At 63.0% G+C, this 17,839-nt stretch carries 17 protein-coding genes; 13 read left to right on the plus strand and 4 right to left on the minus strand.

From position 1 onward, the window contains the following. Nucleotides 1-87 precede the first annotated feature (87 nt). Entirely contained in the window at nucleotides 88-3,048 is a 2,961-nt protein-coding gene (gene uvrA, locus QM609_RS26540; protein ID WP_283337616.1) for an excinuclease ABC subunit UvrA, read from the plus strand. A gap of 72 nt (nucleotides 3,049-3,120) precedes the next feature. Here the strand turns inward: uvrA and QM609_RS26545 are convergent, their stop codons facing one another. Then, on the minus strand, nucleotides 3,121-3,828 hold the full coding sequence (locus QM609_RS26545) for an alpha/beta fold hydrolase (protein ID WP_007736265.1): 708 nt from the start codon (nucleotides 3,826-3,828) through the stop codon (nucleotides 3,121-3,123). 80 nt (nucleotides 3,829-3,908) lie between these two features. Here QM609_RS26545 and QM609_RS26550 point away from each other — a divergent pair, with 80 nt between their 5' ends. Next, a complete protein-coding gene (locus tag QM609_RS26550; protein WP_007736264.1) occupies nucleotides 3,909-4,619 on the plus strand; it encodes a helix-turn-helix transcriptional regulator in 711 nt (236 codons plus the stop codon). A 5-nt stretch (nucleotides 4,620-4,624) separates the two neighbouring features. On the opposite strand, the gene QM609_RS26555 is transcribed toward QM609_RS26550, so the two are convergent. Further along, nucleotides 4,625-5,041 carry a DUF1801 domain-containing protein gene (locus tag QM609_RS26555; RefSeq protein WP_007736263.1) on the minus strand — a complete coding sequence of 139 codons (417 nt, stop codon included), beginning with the start codon at nucleotides 5,039-5,041 and terminating at the stop codon, nucleotides 4,625-4,627. Nucleotide 5,042: 1 nt separating this feature from the next. Beyond that, nucleotides 5,043-5,411 carry a DUF1844 domain-containing protein gene (locus QM609_RS26560; RefSeq protein WP_007736262.1) on the minus strand — a complete coding sequence of 123 codons (369 nt, stop codon included), beginning with the start codon at nucleotides 5,409-5,411 and terminating at the stop codon, nucleotides 5,043-5,045. 369 nt (nucleotides 5,412-5,780) lie between these two features. On the opposite strand from QM609_RS26560, the gene infC reads away from it, so the two are divergent. The 6 genes from infC to pheT all read left to right on the plus strand — a co-directional run bounded on the left by infC (nucleotide 5,781) and on the right by pheT (nucleotide 11,806). Further along, nucleotides 5,781-6,473: a translation initiation factor IF-3 gene (infC, locus tag QM609_RS26565; protein ID WP_003944008.1), complete on the plus strand. Its 693-nt coding sequence runs from the start codon at nucleotides 5,781-5,783 to the stop codon at nucleotides 6,471-6,473. Nucleotides 6,474-6,516: 43 nt separating this feature from the next. Then, nucleotides 6,517-6,711 (plus strand): 50S ribosomal protein L35, encoded by a 195-nt coding sequence (rpmI, locus tag QM609_RS26570; protein WP_003944043.1) that lies wholly within the window; start codon nucleotides 6,517-6,519, stop codon nucleotides 6,709-6,711. Nucleotides 6,712-6,774: 63 nt separating this feature from the next. Next, nucleotides 6,775-7,164, plus strand: coding sequence for a 50S ribosomal protein L20 (rplT, locus tag QM609_RS26575; RefSeq protein ID WP_003944011.1), 390 nt, complete (start codon nucleotides 6,775-6,777; stop codon nucleotides 7,162-7,164). Between the two features lie 23 nt (nucleotides 7,165-7,187). Beyond that, complete coding sequence (locus QM609_RS26580; RefSeq protein ID WP_007736261.1) at nucleotides 7,188-8,018, plus strand: TrmH family RNA methyltransferase; 831 nt, start codon at nucleotides 7,188-7,190, stop codon at nucleotides 8,016-8,018. Between the two features lie 170 nt (nucleotides 8,019-8,188). After that, on the plus strand, nucleotides 8,189-9,259 hold the full coding sequence (gene pheS, locus QM609_RS26585; RefSeq protein WP_003944109.1) for a phenylalanine--tRNA ligase subunit alpha: 1,071 nt from the start codon (nucleotides 8,189-8,191) through the stop codon (nucleotides 9,257-9,259). A 60-nt stretch (nucleotides 9,260-9,319) separates the two neighbouring features. Further along, complete coding sequence (pheT, locus tag QM609_RS26590) at nucleotides 9,320-11,806, plus strand: phenylalanine--tRNA ligase subunit beta (RefSeq protein WP_050656525.1); 2,487 nt, start codon at nucleotides 9,320-9,322, stop codon at nucleotides 11,804-11,806. Nucleotides 11,807-11,864: 58 nt separating this feature from the next. Here the strand turns inward: pheT and QM609_RS26595 are convergent, their stop codons facing one another. Then, nucleotides 11,865-12,926, minus strand: coding sequence for an Lrp/AsnC family transcriptional regulator (locus QM609_RS26595; RefSeq protein ID WP_050656526.1), 1,062 nt, complete (start codon nucleotides 12,924-12,926; stop codon nucleotides 11,865-11,867). A gap of 56 nt (nucleotides 12,927-12,982) precedes the next feature. On the opposite strand from QM609_RS26595, the gene QM609_RS26600 reads away from it, so the two are divergent. From QM609_RS26600 to argC, 5 genes are all read left to right on the plus strand, one after another. Then, on the plus strand, nucleotides 12,983-14,302 hold the full coding sequence (locus QM609_RS26600) for a flavin-containing monooxygenase (RefSeq protein WP_007736253.1): 1,320 nt from the start codon (nucleotides 12,983-12,985) through the stop codon (nucleotides 14,300-14,302). Beyond that, nucleotides 14,302-15,213: a bile acid:sodium symporter family protein gene (locus tag QM609_RS26605; protein ID WP_042925863.1), complete on the plus strand. Its 912-nt coding sequence runs from the start codon at nucleotides 14,302-14,304 to the stop codon at nucleotides 15,211-15,213. The genes QM609_RS26600 and QM609_RS26605 overlap by 1 nt, the downstream gene beginning before the upstream one ends. Continuing rightward, entirely contained in the window at nucleotides 15,210-16,145 is a 936-nt protein-coding gene (locus QM609_RS26610; RefSeq protein ID WP_215515932.1) for an SDR family oxidoreductase, read from the plus strand. Before QM609_RS26605 ends, QM609_RS26610 begins: the two co-directional genes overlap by 4 nt. Before the next feature lie 116 nt (nucleotides 16,146-16,261). After that, nucleotides 16,262-16,723: a hypothetical protein gene (locus QM609_RS26615; RefSeq protein ID WP_042925854.1), complete on the plus strand. Its 462-nt coding sequence runs from the start codon at nucleotides 16,262-16,264 to the stop codon at nucleotides 16,721-16,723. A gap of 38 nt (nucleotides 16,724-16,761) precedes the next feature. Further along, nucleotides 16,762-17,832 carry an N-acetyl-gamma-glutamyl-phosphate reductase gene (gene argC / locus QM609_RS26620; RefSeq protein ID WP_019748609.1) on the plus strand — a complete coding sequence of 357 codons (1,071 nt, stop codon included), beginning with the start codon at nucleotides 16,762-16,764 and terminating at the stop codon, nucleotides 17,830-17,832. The last annotated feature ends 7 nt before the right edge of the window (nucleotides 17,833-17,839 follow it).

Genomic DNA, 17,839 nt, shown 5'->3' on the forward strand with positions numbered 1-17,839 from the left:
CGATCGCTCGAGGACTCGCGTTTGCGAGGCCACTCGAGACTTCTCCGGGGGGACGGCCCCGGACGATTGACAATGAAGGGAATTGGTGTGGCGGATCGCCTGATCGTGCGGGGTGCGCGTGAGCACAATCTGCGAGGAGTCGATCTCGACCTCCCGCGAGACAGCCTGATCGTCTTCACCGGGTTGTCCGGCTCCGGCAAGTCCAGCCTCGCGTTCGACACGATCTTCGCCGAAGGTCAGCGCCGCTACGTCGAGTCGCTCTCGGCATACGCGCGTCAGTTCCTCGGTCAGATGGACAAGCCGGATGTGGACTTCATCGAGGGATTGTCTCCTGCGGTGTCGATCGACCAGAAGTCGACCAACCGCAACCCCCGTTCGACGGTGGGCACCATTACCGAGGTCTACGACTACCTCCGACTTCTCTATGCCCGCGCAGGTTCGGCGCACTGCCCGGTGTGTGGTGAGAAGATCGCACGTCAGACGCCCCAGCAGATCGTCGACCAGGTGCTCGAGATGGAGGAGGGCATCAAGTTCCAGGTCCTCGCACCAGTGGTCCGTACTCGTAAGGGCGAGTTCGTCGATCTCTTCGATCAGCTCAACACCCAGGGCTACTCGCGAGTGCGCGTCGACGGTGTCGTCCATTCGCTGGCCGATCCGCCGAAGCTCAAGAAGCAGGAAAAGCACGACATCGAAGTAGTGGTCGACCGATTGCAGGTCAAGGCGAGTTCGAAGCAGCGCCTGACCGACTCGGTCGAGACCGCACTTCGCTTGGCTGAAGGCATCGTGGTCCTCGACTTCGTCGACCGTGAAGAAACTGCACCTGATCGTGAGCGTCGTTTCTCCGAGAAGTTGGCCTGCCCGAATGGCCACGCACTCGCGATCGACGATCTCGAACCGCGCTCGTTCTCCTTCAACTCGCCCTACGGCGCCTGCCCGGAATGCACCGGCCTCGGTATCCGCAAGGAGGTCGACCCGGATCTGGTGGTTCCCGATCCCGACCTGAGTCTCGAAGACGGAGCAATCGCGCCGTGGTCGATGGGCCAGAGTTCGGAGTACTTCGGACGTTTGCTGTCCGGCCTCGGCGACATTCTCGGATTCGACATGAAGACGCCGTGGAACAAGTTGCCGGCGAAGGCCCGTAAAGCAATCCTCGAAGGCAGCGAGGAGCAGGTTCACGTCCGGTACAAGAACCGGTACGGCCGTACCCGTTCTTACTACGCGGAGTTCGAAGGTGTGATGCCGTTCCTGCATCGCCGGCTCGAGCAGACCGAATCGGATCAGATGAAGGAACGGTACGACGGGTACATGCGCGACACCCCGTGCCCGGCGTGTGGTGGTGCTCGCCTGCGCCCGGAAATCCTGTCGGTAACTATCGCGGCTGGGGACTTCGGCAGTAAGTCCATCGCCGAGGTCTGTGAACTGTCGATCTCCGATTGCGCGGACTTCTTGAACAGCCTCACTCTCGGCTCGCGCGAAGAGGCGATTGCGGGTCAGGTCCTCAAGGAAGTTCAGGCACGACTCGGGTTCCTGCTCGACGTCGGCTTGGAATACCTTTCCCTCTCGCGTGCCGCTGGCACGTTGTCCGGTGGCGAGGCCCAGCGAATCCGCTTGGCAACGCAGATCGGTTCCGGACTCGTCGGCGTGCTGTATGTACTCGACGAGCCGTCCATCGGCCTGCATCAGCGTGACAATCGACGACTGATCGAAACCCTGACGCGCTTGCGCGACCTCGGCAACACGCTGATCGTCGTCGAGCACGACGAAGACACGATCCGCACGTCCGACTGGGTAGTCGACATCGGACCGTACGCCGGCGAGCACGGCGGCAAGGTCGTCCACAGCGGGCCATACGAAGAACTGCTGACGTGTGAAGAATCTCTGACCGGCGCCTACCTGTCAGGTCGTAGCTTCATCGAGGTTCCGGCCATTCGTCGACCGGTGGACCGCAAACGCCAGGTCACGGTCGTCGGAGCTCGCGAGCACAATCTCGACGGCATCGACGTGAGTTTCCCGCTGGGTGTTCTCACCGCTGTCACCGGTGTCTCCGGTTCGGGCAAGTCGACGTTGGTCAACGACATTCTCGCGACCGTCATGGCGAACAAGCTCAACGGTGCACGCCAGGTACCTGGGCGTCACACACGAATCAACGGTCTCGATCAGCTGGACAAGCTCGTGCAGGTCGATCAGTCTCCGATCGGCCGGACTCCACGATCGAACGCGGCGACGTACACCGGCGTGTTCGACAAGATCCGAACCCTGTTCGCGGCCACCACGGAAGCGAAAGTCCGCGGTTACCAGCCCGGCCGATTCTCGTTCAACGTCAAGGGCGGACGCTGCGAGGCGTGCTCCGGCGACGGAACGCTGAAGATCGAGATGAACTTCCTGCCGGATGTGTACGTGCCCTGCGAGGTGTGCCACGGCGCCCGGTACAACCGCGAAACGCTCGAGGTCCACTACAAGGGCAAGTCGATCGCCGAGGTACTCGACATGCCTATCGAGGAAGCAGCCGAGTTCTTCCAGCCGGTCACCTCAATTCACCGGTACCTCAAGACGCTGGTCGACGTCGGCCTGGGCTATGTCCGACTGGGTCAGCCGGCTCCGACTCTGTCCGGTGGTGAAGCGCAGCGCGTCAAGCTCGCCGCCGAATTGCAGAAGCGGGCCACCGGTCGCACGGTGTACATCCTCGACGAGCCCACCACGGGTCTGCATTTCGAGGACATCCGAAAGCTCCTGATCGTGATCAACGGTCTGGTGGACAAGGGCAACAGCGTGATCGTGATCGAGCACAATCTCGACGTGATCAAGACGTCGGACTGGGTCGTCGACATGGGGCCCGAGGGTGGATCCGGCGGCGGAACCGTTGTGGCGCAAGGTACTCCGGAGGACGTTGCCGCGGTCCCCGAGAGCTACACGGGCAAGTTCCTCAGTGAGGTTCTCACCGCACAGCACGCGCCGGTCAAGGCCAAGCCGATCACCAAGAAGCGTGCGACGAAGGCAGTTGCCGCAAAGAAGGCGGCGACACGGAAGAAAGCTGCTTCCGTGAGCTAGTAGAACGTGAGCAAGTAGAAGTCGGTCAGTGATGCCGGGTCGGAATCCGATCCGGCATCACTGCTTTGTCGATCAGGAAGCGGCGGCCTCGAGGATCACCTGGGCGACGTCTTCGGGGCGCGACCACATCGGCCAATGGCCGGTCGGGAGGTCGACGTACGTCACGGGGAGTTTCGCTAGTTCGGCGGCCATCGGATGACCTCCGTCGGCCATCTGGGCGATCACCGCGGAGGGGAACGTGCTGCAAACGACGGTTGACGGCACCTGGTAGCGCTTTTCGTTCGTCAGGACAATCGGCTCACGCGCGGGCCCAGCCGGTTCGGGTACCGCGTTGGCGCGGAACGTCTCCAGAGCTTTCTCGTCGAGTCCTTCGAGGCTGCTGCCGTCCGCTTCGAGCTCTGCCCACGTGGGGAGCGGAATCTCGATGACATCGGAAGCCAGATCCGGTCGCAGCGCTGCGCCGTCGGGCATGGGGCCCGAGTCGACGTAGACGATCCGAGCGACGCGATCCGGGATGCGATCGGTGACGGCGTACCCCACCGGGCCGGCGCCGCTGTGTACGACCAAGACCGTGCGCTCGTCGGAGTCCGATACGGCGTCGACGACTGCACGGACGTGAGCGTCGAAGGTGACCGCTGATCGATCTGTGTCTACTGAGTCGAGCCCGGGCAGTGTCAGGCTGGTCACGCGGGTGTCGGAACGTTCGAGGTGGGGGAGGACTGCGTCCCAAGCCCATGAACCGAGCCAGAATCCGGGAACAAGAACGATGTGAGTTTTCATGTACTCACAGTGCACCCGGGTTGGTGACAACAGAGTGTCACCAATTATGTCACCGTTTGGTATCGGAATCTGAGACACTGGTGAACGTGAATCGAGCTGCGAGATTGCATGCTCTCGTCGAGGAACTTCGGCGACAGGGCGATCGAGGGACTACGTGCTCCCGATTGTCCGAGGAATTCGGTGTCACCACCCGGACGATCAAGAGGGATATCGAGACGCTGATGATGTCAGGTGCGGCGATCGAAGCGCGCTCAGGCCCCGGGGGTGGTTACCGACTCGTAGGTCGCGCCACGCTACCGCCGGTGAATTTCACTGTTCCGCAAGCAGTTTCGATCGCGTTGGCCTTGACGGCGATGGGTGATGCTCCGTTTGCGCCGGATGGGCGAGCAGCGCTGGCGAAACTGCTCGATGTGATGGACGAGGAGAGTCGTCGCAAGGTCGCGGAGCTCGGCGGCCGCGTGTGGATTCGCGGTGACGGCGGGGCTCTGACGGATTCGCGCGCGAACCGGCAGGCCGTCGAGCAGGGTCTCGAGCAGAGTCGCGTCGTGTCGTTGCACTACGTGGATGGGGACGGTGCGGAGACGGTGCGGGCAGTTGAGCCGCACATTCTGGCGCAGGACCGTGGGCGGTGGTTTCTTATCGGCTGGTGTCGCCAGCGCGACGCGGTGCGGTGGTTTCGACTCGATCGAATGCGTCGGGCCACGCTGACGAACGATCACTTCACACCACGCGATTCGACCGTCTTCGGGCAACCGCCCGAAGACGCTCGGCCTGTTTCTCCCCGTAGGTGAGTGACTCAGTCGATCATGTTGCGGGCTGCGGCAACGGAATCCGTGATCAGTTCGGTCAGGGTCGTCATATCGACGTCGCTCAGCCGTTTGACGTACAGGCAGCCCTTGCCGATTTTGTGCTTGCCGAGGCGAGCGAGCGTGTCGGTGTAGTCGTCGAAGTTCAGCGACAAGTACAACGTGAGCGCGGTGGCCCTGGGGGAGAACCCGATCAGTGGGGTGTCACCTTCGTGGCCACTCGCATATCGGTAGTGCCGTGCCCCGAATCCGATGATGCTCGAGCCCCACATGACAGCAGGCTCGCCGGTTGCGGCCGACAGCAGGGAGATCAGCTCCACGGCGTCGGCGCGTTTGCGGTCGTCGACGCGTGAAATGAATGCGTCGACGTCCTCGGGCGTCGGTTGAGTCTTGTTGGCGGTTGCCAATTCAGTAGACCGGACCGGTGAACTTCTCGCCCGGTCCCTTTCCTGGCTCGTCCGGGTGCGAGGAGGCCTCACGGAATGCGCGCTGCAGGGCTTGGAGGCCTTCACGGATGGGTCCGGCATGAGGGCCGAGGTATTCGACCGACGCAGTCACGAGTCCGGCAAGTGCCGTGATGACTCGACGCGCTTCGTCGAGGTCCAGGTAGGGGCTGGAAGACGGATCGGCGTCGGAGAGGCCGAGTTTTTCGGCAGCCGAACTCATCAGCATCACTGCAGCACGGCTGATGACCTCGACCGCGGGAACTTCGGAGAGTTCGCGGACGTCGGGGTTCGCGCCGTCGGTGTTCTGTTCTGCCTCGAAGTTCTCACTCATGGATGTAAGGATTCCATCAGGCCGTGACGGTGTTGAATCGGGCCTCTCCCGGCAGTACTGGGAGCGGCACCGATTTCTTTCATCTGTGGCGACCTGTTACTCTTGTTGCAACGACCGCCTCCGACTTGTTCGGGGGCAGCAAGTGGAGTCCGACTCCCACCTCTGCGCGGCAGGTGAAACTGCAGTTCAGTGGTTCCGGTCACCTGTTATCGGAGATCATTCTTCGTCAGGTTCCTCGCTCAGTCGAGGAGATAGGTTTCGGCGTGAGCTGGATCTTATGTGATCGGTCGACATCGGGCCCCGCGGATGAGCAATCATCACAGCGGGGCTTTTTTGTTGGGGTGCGGGCGGTACGGGCTGCGTGCGGTCATGAAGACCGCACCGTTCAACCTAGGAGGCCCCATCAGCACTGAGACCCGCATCAACGATCGTATCCGCGTTCCCGAGGTTCGTTTGGTCGGACCTGGCGGCGAACAGGTAGGCATCGTGCGTGTTGAAGATGCACTCCGCTTGGCCCTTGAGGCCGACCTCGACCTGGTCGAGGTAGCTCCTGACGCCCGTCCACCGGTCTGCAAGATCATGGACTACGGCAAGTTCAAGTACGAGGCTGCACAGAAGGCACGTGAGTCACGTAAGAACCAGCAGCTGACGGTCATCAAGGAGCAGAAGCTCCGACCCAAGATCGACGACCACGACTACGAGACCAAGAAGCGCAACGTCGTTCGCTTCCTCGAAGCCGGTTCCAAGGTCAAGGTCACGATCATGTTCCGCGGACGTGAGCAGTCACGCCCCGAACTCGGCTACCGCCTTCTGCAGCGTCTGGGAGCAGACGTCGCAGATCTCGGATTCGTCGAAACCTCGGCAAAGCAGGACGGCCGAAACATGACGATGGTCCTGGCACCGCACAAGGGCGCCAAGACTCGTGTCAAGGCGCAGGAGAGCGCTCAGGCGCCAGTGGCTCAGGCTGCTCCGCGTCCGGCTCCGGCCGCACCGGCTTCCAGTGAAGCAGCTCCGGAAGCACCGGCGACCGGCGATGCCGCTCCCGAGGCTCCGGCCAGCTAGTCGATTTCCCAAGATCCACCACGTAACAAGAACTGAGGACTCCATGCCCAAGATGAAGAGCCACAGCGGCGCCTCGAAGCGATTCAAGGTGTCCGGCAGCGGAAAGCTCATGCGCCAGAAGGCCGGCCGTCGCCACCTTCTCGAGCACAAGTCCAGCAGGGTTACCCGTCGTCTCGACGGTGTCGCTGTTGTCAGCCCTGACGACGCTCCGCGCATCAAGCGCATGCTCGGCATCTGAGTCGCCCCCTTACTGACCACCCGGGGCCGTACTTTCAGCCCCTAGATTGACAGGATTTTTCAAGTGGCACGCGTAAAGAGGGCGGTCAACGCCCAGAAGAAGCGTCGTTCAATTCTTGCTGCATCCAGCGGCTACCGTGGACAGCGTTCGCGTCTGTACACCAAGGCCAAGGAGCAGCAGCTCCACTCGCTCACCTACGCGTACCGCGACCGTCGTGCGCGCAAGGGCGAGTTCCGCAAGCTGTGGATCACGCGTATCAACGCTGCAGCTCGTGCAAACGACATCACGTACAACCGCCTCATCCAGGGCCTGCGTCTGGCAGAGGTCGACGTCGACCGCAAGATCCTGGCCGAGCTCGCTGTCTCCGATGCCGAGGCCTTTGCCGGCCTGGTCGCACTCGCGAAGGCCGCTCTGCCGGCTGACGTGAACGCTCCTGCCGGAGAAGCAGCCTGATTCACGCATCACAGCAACGGCCCGTGGACCCGCTCACCGAGCGGACTCCGCGGGTCGTTTCTGCTGTCAAGCTCCTGCGCACAGCAGAACGACGCAAAGCAGGACGTTTCCTCGTCGAGGGCGAGAACTCGGTCACCGAACTGTTGAACGGTGCACTCTCGAATGGCGAGGCCCGCCCGGTGCACGACCTCTTCTACACCGAGGACGCAGCCGAGCGCTATCAGCACGTCATCGATCGGGCGCTGACCGCTGGAGTTCGTGTTGCTCTTGTGACCGATCGAGCCATCAAAGCTCTCAGCGATACCGTCACGCCGCCCGGACTCGTTGCCGTCAGCGATCTACTGGATGTACCGCTGAGCGCAGCCGTCCATCAGGAGACCCGCCTGCTCGCAGTGCCGGTCGAGGTCAACGAACCAGGTAACGCGGGCACCGTCATTCGCATCGCAGACGCAGTGGGTGCCGACGCGGCAATCCTCGCCGGCGACAGCGTCGATCCGCATAACGGCAAGGTCGTTCGTTCGTCGGCGGGCAGCCTGTTTCACCTGCCAGTCGTCCGCGATCGAGACACAGTGTCGGTGATCGAGCAGATTCGCGCAGCCGGCATTCAGATTCTCGCGACTGCAGCTGACGGCGAGGTCGATCTCGACGAGGCCGACGAGTTGCTGAGCAAGCCGACGGCCTGGCTGTTCGGTAACGAAGCGCACGGTCTCGATCCGGCGATCGCCGCGCAGGCTGATCATCGGGTCAGGATTCCGATCCATGGCCGCGCCGAGAGCTTGAACCTCGCGACAGCGGCGGCAATTTGCCTGTACGCAAGCGCGCGGGTGCAAAATCGCGCCACCGATCACGGCTGAAAACGCACGCGAAGACCTCACGGAATCCCATTTGCGGAAGCCTGAGACAATACAAGAGCAGAGACAATGCTCGAGCGAGTTCGAATGCTCGCTCGCAGTACAAGAAGTAAGCAGTACAAGAAGCACGCAGTACGAGAAGTAAACCGAGAAGCGACAGGAGCGTCACAGCCGTGGCCAAAAATGAGGGCGCGACACCGCCGGAGGTCGACGCGAGTGTACTCACCGAAGAGGCGTTGACCGCTGCGGCTGAGAACGCCGAGAAGGCGCTGGCGGACGCCGCTGACCTGGATGCGCTGGCGCACGTCAAGGTGGAGCACCTGGGGGACAAGTCCCCGATCGCCCTCGCTCGCCGGGGACTCGGCAGCCTTCCGGGCAAGGAAAAGGCGGACGCCGGTAAGCGCGTCAACATCTTCCGCACTCGGATCAACAACGCGTACGACGCTCGTCGTGAGGTCCTCCTCGCCGAGCGTGACGCCGCGGTGTTGGTTGCCGAGGCAATCGACGTCACTCTGCCTTCCGATCGTCACCCCGTCGGGGCGCGTCACCCGATCAGCCTGATTTCCGAGCAGGTCGCCGACGTATTCGTCGCGATGGGTTGGGAAGTTGCCGAGGGTCCGGAGGTGGAGACCGAGCACTTCAACTTCGACGCACTCAACTTCTTGCCGGATCACCCTGCGCGCACGATGCAGGACACCTTCCACCTGGCACCCGAGAACTCTCGCCAGGTGCTGCGTACCCACACCTCGCCGGTGCAGGTCCGCACCATGCTCTCGCGTGAGGTGCCGATCTACGTGGTGTGCCCGGGCCGCACGTTCCGCACCGATGAACTCGATGCGACCCACACCCCTGTCTTCTCGCAGGTCGAGGGCCTGGCCGTCGACAAGGGCCTGACCATGGCCAACCTGCGCGGGACTCTCGACGCGTTCGCTCGTGCCCTTTTCGGCCCCGAGACGCGTACCCGTATGCGCCCCAATTACTTCCCGTTCACGGAACCGTCGGCCGAGGTCGACGTCTGGTTCGCGAACAAGAAGGGCGGCGCAGGCTGGGTCGAGTGGGGCGGCTGCGGCATGGTCAACCCGAACGTTCTGCGCGCCAGCGGTATCGATCCCGACGAGTACTCGGGTTTCGCATTCGGCATGGGCCTCGAGCGGACCCTGCAGTTCCGCAACGGTATCCCGGACATGCGCGACATCGTCGAAGGTGACGTGCGTTTCACGCTGCCCTTCGGTGTCGCAGGCTGACCGATCCGGTCCGCGGAACCTTCACAAAGACTTATCGACAAACGAGAGAGCTGAGCAGACGTGCGAGTAGCGCAATCCTGGCTGACCGAGATCCTGCAGCGGGCAACTCCCAACTGGGAGGTGACCCCGGAAGAGCTGGACGCCGGGTTCGTCCGGGTGGGACTCGAAGTCGAGGAACTCGACACACTCGAGGCGATCGACGGCCCGTTGGTCGTCGGCAAGGTCGTCTCCATCACCGAACTGACCGAGTTCAAGAAGCCGATCCGCTTCTGCCAGGTCGAGGTCGGCGAACCCGAGCCCCGTGGCATCGTCTGTGGCGCGCGCAATTTCAACGAGGGTGACCTCGTCGTCGTTGCGTTGCCCGGCGCGGTGCTGCCCGGCGGATTCGAAATCGCCACTCGCAAGACGTACGGCCAGGTGTCCGACGGCATGATCTGCTCCGTCTCGGAACTCGGTATCGGCAAAGACCATTCGGGCATCTTGGTGCTCGAGCCTGGTACCGCCGAACCCGGCGCAGATGGCAACGAGTTGCTCGGTCTCGGTGACACGATCATCGAACTGAACATCACCCCGGACCGTGGCTACTGCTTCTCGGTCCGCGGTCTCACGCGAGAGCTCGCGTGCGGCTTCGATCTCGAATATGCCGATCCCGCTTCGGTTCCCGCGCACCCGGCTGAGGGTGAAGCCTGGCCGGTGCGCCTCGAACCGGAGTCCAAGGCTTCGCGTTTCGTGATGCGGAAGATCACGGGTATCGATCCGCAGGCAGTGAGCCCGTGGTGGCTGCAGCGTCGACTTCTGCTCTCGGGTGTTCGCCCGATCTCGCCGGCCGTCGACGTCACCAACTACGTGATGCTCGAACTCGGTCAGCCTCTGCACGCGTTCGATGCGACCTCGGTGCAGGGCGACCTGGTGGTCCGTCGCGCCAAGGCGGGGGAGAAGCTGACGACGCTCGACGACGTCGAACGCACGCTCGATCCCGAAGACGTTGTCATCGCCGACGATTCCGGAGTCATCTCGCTGGCTGCCGTCATGGGCGGCGCAACCACCGAGGTGGGAACGGCAACGACGGACATCCTCCTCGAAGGAGCTACTTGGGATCCGCTCGCAGTCTTCAAGACGGCGCGCCGGCACAAGCTGCCGAGTGAGGCGAGCAAGCGTTTCGAGCGCGTCGTCGATCCGGCGATTCCGCTCGCGGCCGTCGACCGCGCAGCCGCTCTGCTGGTCGAGATTGCCGGCGGACGGATCGAACCGGTCCTGACCGACGTGGGCGATGTTGCCCCTCGCGCTGCCATTCGCATGGATATCGACCTGCCCGACCGTGTCGCCGGAGTCACGTACCCCAACGGCACCGCAGCTCGCCGCCTCACCCAGGTTGGCTGCAACGTCGAGGTCGGCGTCAGCGAAGATGGACACGGCCAGTTGGTCGCGACGCCGCCGTCGTGGCGTCCGGACCTGGTGCAGCCTGCGGACCTCGTCGAGGAAGTTCTTCGCCTCGAAGGTCTCGAGCAGATCCCGTCTGTGCTTCCCGCCGCTCCGGCCGGACGTGGGTTGACTCCGTCGCAGCGGCGAAAGCGCACGGTCTCGAAGGCCGTGGCTCACGCCGGTTACGTCGAGGTCCTTCCTCCGGTCTTCCTGCCGACGAACGTCTTCGACGTCTGGGGCCTCGACGCGGATGATCCGCGCCGCAACACCAGCAAGGTCCTCAACCCGCTCGAAGCCGATCGTCCGGAGTTGGCGACCACGCTGCTCCCGGGTCTGCTGGAGATCCTGGCTCGCAACGCTTCTCGCGGTCAGCGTGATCTGTCGCTGTACGGCATCGCGCAGGTCGTCCTGCCGGGCCCCGACACCAAGCCGGTGGATGCATTGCCGGTGGATCGTCGTCCGACGGACGAGCAGATCGCGAACCTGATCGCGTCGTTGCCGGCTCAGCCCGTGCACATCGCTGCAGTGTTGAGTGGTTTGCGTGAGCCGAGCGGCCCCTGGGGTCCTGGCCGTCAGGCCGAGGCTTCGGACACTTTTGCAGCCGTGCGGGTCATTGCAGCTGCAGCAGGCGTCGAGGTGGAACTGCGTGCGGCGCAGTACCTGCCGTGGCATCCCGGCCGTTGCGCCGAGGTTGTCGTTGACGGCAACGTAGTCGGTCATGCGGGCGAACTGCATCCGGCTGTTCTCGAGCGCGCGGGACTGCCCGCGCGCACCTGCGCACTGGAAATCGATCTCGACGCTTTGCCATTGGTCGAGAATCTGCCCGCTCCGCGCATTTCGCCGTTCCCCGCAGTGCTCCAGGACGTGGCAGTTGTTGTCGATCGCGACATTCCGGCAGCCAAGGTGCAGGAAGCTCTGCGTTCCGGCGGCGGTGAGCTTCTCGAAGACATCCGCCTCTTCGACGTCTTCGAGGGCGAGCAGGTCGGTGAAGGCCGCAAGTCGCTCGCGTTCGCATTGCGATTCCGTGGTGTCGACCGGACGCTGACCGAGGACGAGGCCAGTGCCGCGCGCGATGCAGCAGTGGAGGCGGCGTCCAAGGCTGTCGGTGCGCAGATGCGTGGCTGATTTCCTCAACTGATCACAGAGCCCACGACCGTTGCCGGTGGTCGTGGGCTCTGTCGTGTTATCGGCTTTTCGACTGAGGTGAATCGGAAAGCCACACATCTGGCGCAACGGTGTCCGTCCGTCGCCCTTGCTGGTCGAGCACGTGGCCGAGCAGTTTGCGCAAATACAGCACGATGGATCGTTCCGTGACGCAAAGACCCGGAATCTCCTTGCGCAGACGAGTTTCGAATGCATCGAGTTCTGCAGGAGAATGCAGCCACAACTGAACCACCAGGTTGTCGGCGCCGACCACAGCGAAGCAGTTTCGGACTTCCGGCGCTCGGCTCAGCACTCGTCCCGCCGTATCGAGAATCTCGGCTTCGACGCGGCACCACAAAGTGGCGAGCACGGGAAGCCCGGCCAGCGGCCGCGCGAATTCACACCGCAGCGCCACCAACCCCGAAGACGTGAGCCGGTCGATCTGGCGTTTGCACGCAGCGGGACTGACACCGATCGCGTCGGCCAGTTCCTTCATGGGAGTGCGCCCGTCGTAGGCGAGCATCGTGAGAACCTTGCGATCCTGTTCGGAAATGCCGGTCGGCCGAGCGCGCACGGCAGGACGGTTTTCGCTGGTGGTCAGCACACCCTTCTCGGACGGTGCCAGCGCATTGAGTCTCCATCGCCCACCTTCGGTGAACCAGCGTGTGATGATCGAGGTTCGTGTCGCCAGTACACCGTCGATCGTTGCGACGTCTTCCGAGATGAAGCGCGACATCGACGCCAGATCCGCGGTACCGGCTGTGACGAGCAGATCTGCTCTGCCCGTTGATGCTTCGATGGTCACGGCGTGGGCCGAGCGAGTCAGCCGTGCCGCGATGGTGTCGAGAAGAGCAGGTGAGCAATCGATTTCGATGATCGCTGTGACGATGCTGCCCAGCACCTGTGGCCCTGGAGTGACCGTGACCCAGGCCAACGACGATTCGGAGAGTCGATTCCAACGACGGGCGAGAGTCGCGGCGTCGAGTTCGAGTGGTTCGGCCAACGAAAGCCACTTCGATCGCGGTGCGAGCTGGAGCGCATTGATTATCCTCAGATCGATTTCATCTATCCTGCGACCGTTGCCGGCATCTGGTGCACTCATAACGTCATTATCCGGCATATTGCTGCAAGATTCGGACTATCTGCGACGCTCGACGGATGATCACAGAGGAGAAGTACGCGCTGATCGGAGCGGGCCCGTCTGGATTGGCCGGCGCGCGAAACCTCGATCGGGCCGGGATAGCGTTCGACGGCTTCGAGAGCCACGACGACGTCGGTGGGCTCTGGGACATCGACAACCCGCACAGCACCGTCTACGAGTCGGCGCACCTCATCTCTTCGAAGGGCACCACCGCATTCGCGGAGTTCCCGATGGCTGATTCGGTGGCCGACTACCCGAGCCACGTCGAACTTGCCGATTATTTCCGCGACTACGCCGATACTCACGATCTTCGCAGGCACTTTGCCTTCGGCATTACCGTCGTCGACGTTTCGCCGGTCGATTCGCTATGGCAGGTCACCACGCGCAGTCGCAGCGGTGAGACAACAGTCGCGCGGTATCGAGGCGTGATCATCGCGAACGGAACGCTGTCGAAGCCGAACATGCCGACTTTCCGGGGCGACTTCACCGGCACGTTGATGCACACGAGCCAGTACCGCAGCGCCGAGATCTTCCGCGGGAAGAAGGTACTGGTCATCGGAGCGGGCAACAGTGGATGCGACATCGCCGTCGATGCCGTCCACCAGGCCGAGTGCGTCGACCTGAGCGTTCGGCGAGGCTACTACTTCGTCCCCAAGTATCTGTTCGGCCGACCCTCGGACACCTTGAATCAGGGAAAGCCGTTGCCGCCGTGGATCAAACAACGCGTCGACACCTTGGTACTCAAGCAGTTCACGGGTGATCCGGTGCGGTTCGGATTTCCGGCACCGGACTACAAGATCTACGAATCGCATCCGGTCGTGAACTCGTTGATCCTGCACCACATCGGGCACGGTGATGTGCACGTGCGCGCCGACGTCGACCGGTTCGAGGGGAAGACGGTGCGGTTTGTCGACGGATCGTCTGCCGACTACGACCTCGTTCTCTGCGCCACGGGGTATCACCTCGACTATCCCTTCATCGCGCGCGAGGACTTGGACTGGTCGGGCGCTGCCCCGGACCTGTTCCTCAACGTCGCGAGTCGCCGCCACGACAATCTCTTTGTTCTCGGCATGGTCGAAGCATCCGGTCTCGGGTGGCAGGGCCGTTTCGAGCAGGCCGAGTTGGTGGCCAAATTGATCACCGCACGTACCGAAGCCCCCGCCGCGGCGCGGGAATTCTCGGCGGCGGCGGCCGGTCCTCCTCCCGATCTGTCCGGGGGATACAAGTACCTGAAGTTGGGACGAATGGCCTACTACGTGAACAAGGACGCCTACCGATCGGCGATCAAGCGACACATCGGACTGCTTGATGCCGCTCTGACGAAGGGAGGACAGTGATGCCGATCGACGACGTGGTGCTCAACTTCAACCCGGGATCGTTGATTATCCTCAACGTGGTGCTGGCCGCGATCATGCTGGGGATCGCCCTCGACACTTCGGTCGACGACTTTCGTCGTGCGCTCACCAAACCCAAGGCGATGGCGGTGGGTATTGCTGCGCAGTTCGTGTTGTTGCCGGCAGTGACTTTTCTCCTGACGCTGATTCTCTCGCCGGCTCCGTCGGTAGCACTCGGCATGATCCTGGTGGCGTGCTGCCCGCCAGGGAACATCTCGAACGTCCTGACTCACCGGGCGGGCGGCGACGTCGCACTCTCGGTGTCCATGACGGCGGTGTCGAACGTCCTCGCGATCTTCCTCATGCCGCTCAATCTTGCGTTCTGGGGGAGCCGACGCCCGGAGACCGACGCTCTGTTGCAGTCCGTGAACCTGAATGCGCTCGAGATGGTCGCGCAAATCACCCTGATCATCGGTGTGCCGTTCGTTCTCGGCATCTGGGCGGCACGAAGGTTTCCGGAGATCGCCGCGAAAGCGCAGCCTTGGGTGAAAAACGGTTCGTTGGTGGCGTTGTTGATCTTCATCGTCGCGGGGGTGTCGGGGAATGCGTCGTACTTCGTCGACTACATCGGGGTGGTACTGCTCGCGGTCTTCCTGCACGACACGGTTGCCCTCGCACTGGGATACTTCTGCGGCGCCGTCACCGGGTTGAACGAATACAGCCGTCGCGCCGTCTCTTTCGAGGTCGGCATCCGCAATGCCGGGCTGGGGCTTGGCCTGGTGTTCACGTTCTTCGACGGTCTCGGTGGCATGGCCGTCGTGGCCGGCTGGTGGGGGATCTGGGACATCATCGCCGGGTTGGCTCTGGCGACGATCTGGTCCAAGCGACGCGCCCGAAAGGCGGTACCGGCATGACCGTCGCACTCGTCACGGGCGGAAACGGGTTCCTGGGTACCGCTGTCATCGACGCACTGATCGCGCAGGGCATCACCGTCGTCTGTGTCGACCTCACGGTCAAGGACACGCCGGACGATCGCATCCGCCGCGTCAGGGCGGACGTCTGCGACCCCACAGAATTGGGGCGGGTGTTCGGTCAGTACCGACCGAACGTCGTGATCCACCTTGCGTCCATCGTGAATCCCGGCAAGAACACGACAGCAGAGCAGGAGTACCGCGTCGACGTCGACGGGACACGAAACGTGCTCGCGGCCTGCGTCGAACACGGGGTTGGACGGATCGTCGTGTCTTCGTCCGGAGCGGCGTACGGCTACCACTCCGACAGCCCACCGTGGATCACCGAGGACGTACCTGTCCGAGGCAACGACGAATTCACATACAGTCGCCACAAACGCCTGGTCGAAGAGATGCTCGTCGAATATCGCGTCGAACACCCGGAGTTGGAACAGGTTGTCTTCCGGATCGGCACGATCTTGGGTGAGAGCGTCGACAATCAGATCACCGCGTTGTTCGATCGCCGCAAGCTGCTCAAGGTTGCCGGGAGCGACAGCCCCTTCGTCTTCGTCTGGCACACCGATGTCGCGGGCGCTTTTGCGGAGGCCGTGACCGGAAACCAAGTGGGCATCTTCAATGTCGCGGGCGACGGCGCGCTGACCGTCGACGAGTTGGCTTCCCGGATGGGCAAGAGCACGGTGACGCTTCCTGCATGGTTGTTGCGAGGCGTTCTACGCGTCGGACGGCGATTGGGCGTAACGGAACACGGTCCGGAGCGCGTCGGATTTCTCCAGTACCGACCGGTTCTCGACAATCGGCGGCTCAAGGAACAGTTCGGGTACGTCCCCGAATACTCGAGCGAGGACGCGTTTGCCGCGTACCTCGCCTCACGCTGACCCCTTCGGCAGACAGTCGTGGAAGGATCGGAGTTGTCCGTCGGCGTTTCGAGAAGGGACTCACAGTGTCACGAAATGATGGGCCCGAACATGATGGGTCCGAGCACGATGGTTCCGTGCGCCAGGTAGTCGAGGCCGCCAGTGCACTCGACGACAAGGACTTCCTCGCGGTCGTTCGCGCAGTGGTCGAGCGTCGTCCGAGCTTGTCGGTCCTTCTTTCCGTGGTGGACACCGCTGCCGCGAGCCTCGAGCCGCACCGTGTAGAGGACGACAACACGATCACCGACGCCGAAGAAGTCGAACTGCCCGACACCGTTGTGGAGGTCGACGAGATCATCGACGTCCCGGTGGTACTTGCGACCGATCCGAGAATTCCCGAACCCGACTACACCGAAGGGGGAGTGCCCACTTTCGACCGCGTTCGGGAGAAGATAGAGGGGCGCTTCGGTACTTCAATAGGTTCGTCCGAACTGGCGCACGAGAGTCCTGCCGGAAAGTCCGTCGACGAGCAGTGGGACGAGCGCCAGAAGGCCGCAAAGGCCAAGCTCGAGGAGATCCGGCGATCCATGGGTAAGTAATTATGCATACCGATGCACAATGATGCATACTGTGTGACATGACTGAAGGTGGTACGACCGAGAACGCACGCAAGCCGATCAGAGTCGCCGTTGCCGGCGCCAGTGGGTACGCCGGTGGTGAGGTTCTGCGTCTGCTCCTCGGGCACCCGTCCTACGCCGACGGCAGTCTGGTGATCGGTTCGCTGACCGCCGGTGGCAACGCCGGTTCGACGCTCGGTGAGCATCATCCGCACTTGCTTCCACTCTCTTCGCGGGTACTCGAAGAGACCACTGTCGAAATCCTCTCGGGTCACGACGTCGTCTTCCTCGGTCTCCCACACGGAAATTCGGCTCAGTACGCCAAGTTGCTGCCCGAGTCGACGGTCATCATCGACTGCGGCGCGGACTTCCGGCTGCAGGATCCCGCAGCCTGGGAGAAGTACTACAAGAGCACTCATGCCGGTACCTGGCCATACGGTCTTCCTGAATTGCCCGGTGCCCGTGAGAAATTGGTAGGCGCAACCCGCATCGCTGTTCCGGGCTGCTACCCGACGGCAGCGAGCCTCGCGCTGGCCCCCGCCGTTGCCGCGGGGATCGTGGACTCACACGTGAACGTGGTTGCGGTCAGTGGCACTTCGGGCGCCGGCCGGGCACCGAAGGCTGATCTGCTGGGTTCCGAGGTCATGGGCTCCGTCCGTGCGTACGGCGTCGGCGGCGTCCATCGCCACACCCCCGAGATCATTCAGAATCTCTCGGCCGCAGGCGGCAAGGACATCAGTGTCTCCTTCACTCCGGTCCTCGCGCCCATGCCGCGCGGCATCCTCGCGACCTGCACGGCAGCCACCACGGCCACCGAAGAGCAAGCGCGCGAAATCTACGAAAAGGCATACAACGACGAGCCGTTCATCCACGTGCTGCCTGCCGGAGTCTTCCCGCAGACCGGTGCCGTGATCGGATCCAATGCCGTGCAGATCGGGGTCACCGTTGACGCCGACGCCGGTCAGCTCGTTGTCATCTCGGCAATCGACAATCTCACCAAGGGCACCGCCGGTGGCGCGGTGCAATCGATGAATCTCGCCCTTGGCCTACCCGAGACCGCAGGTCTCTCTACCGTGGGAGTAGCTCCGTGAGCACCGA

It is taken from the genome of Rhodococcus sp. IEGM 1302, from assembly GCF_030056935.1.
Taxonomy (GTDB): Bacteria; Actinomycetota; Actinomycetes; order Mycobacteriales; family Mycobacteriaceae; genus Rhodococcus_F; species Rhodococcus_F qingshengii.

Excerpts from the sequence above, each read along its gene's own strand:
- QM609_RS26595 (WP_050656526.1), bottom strand. The coding sequence starts at position 12,926 with ATGAGTGCACCAGATGCCGGCAACGGTCGCAGGATAGATGAAATCGAT.
- infC (WP_003944008.1), top strand. The coding sequence starts at position 5,781 with ATGAAGACCGCACCGTTCAACCTAGGAGGCCCCATCAGCACTGAGACC.
- QM609_RS26610 (WP_215515932.1), top strand. The coding sequence starts at position 15,210 with ATGACCGTCGCACTCGTCACGGGCGGAAACGGGTTCCTGGGTACCGCT.
- argC (WP_019748609.1), top strand. The coding sequence starts at position 16,762 with ATGACTGAAGGTGGTACGACCGAGAACGCACGCAAGCCGATCAGAGTC.
- QM609_RS26560 (WP_007736262.1), bottom strand. The coding sequence starts at position 5,411 with ATGAGTGAGAACTTCGAGGCAGAACAGAACACCGACGGCGCGAACCCC.
- QM609_RS26545 (WP_007736265.1), bottom strand. The coding sequence starts at position 3,828 with ATGAAAACTCACATCGTTCTTGTTCCCGGATTCTGGCTCGGTTCATGG.
- QM609_RS26605 (WP_042925863.1), top strand. The coding sequence starts at position 14,302 with ATGCCGATCGACGACGTGGTGCTCAACTTCAACCCGGGATCGTTGATT.
- QM609_RS26600 (WP_007736253.1), top strand. The coding sequence starts at position 12,983 with ATGATCACAGAGGAGAAGTACGCGCTGATCGGAGCGGGCCCGTCTGGA.
- rpmI (WP_003944043.1), top strand. The coding sequence starts at position 6,517 with ATGCCCAAGATGAAGAGCCACAGCGGCGCCTCGAAGCGATTCAAGGTG.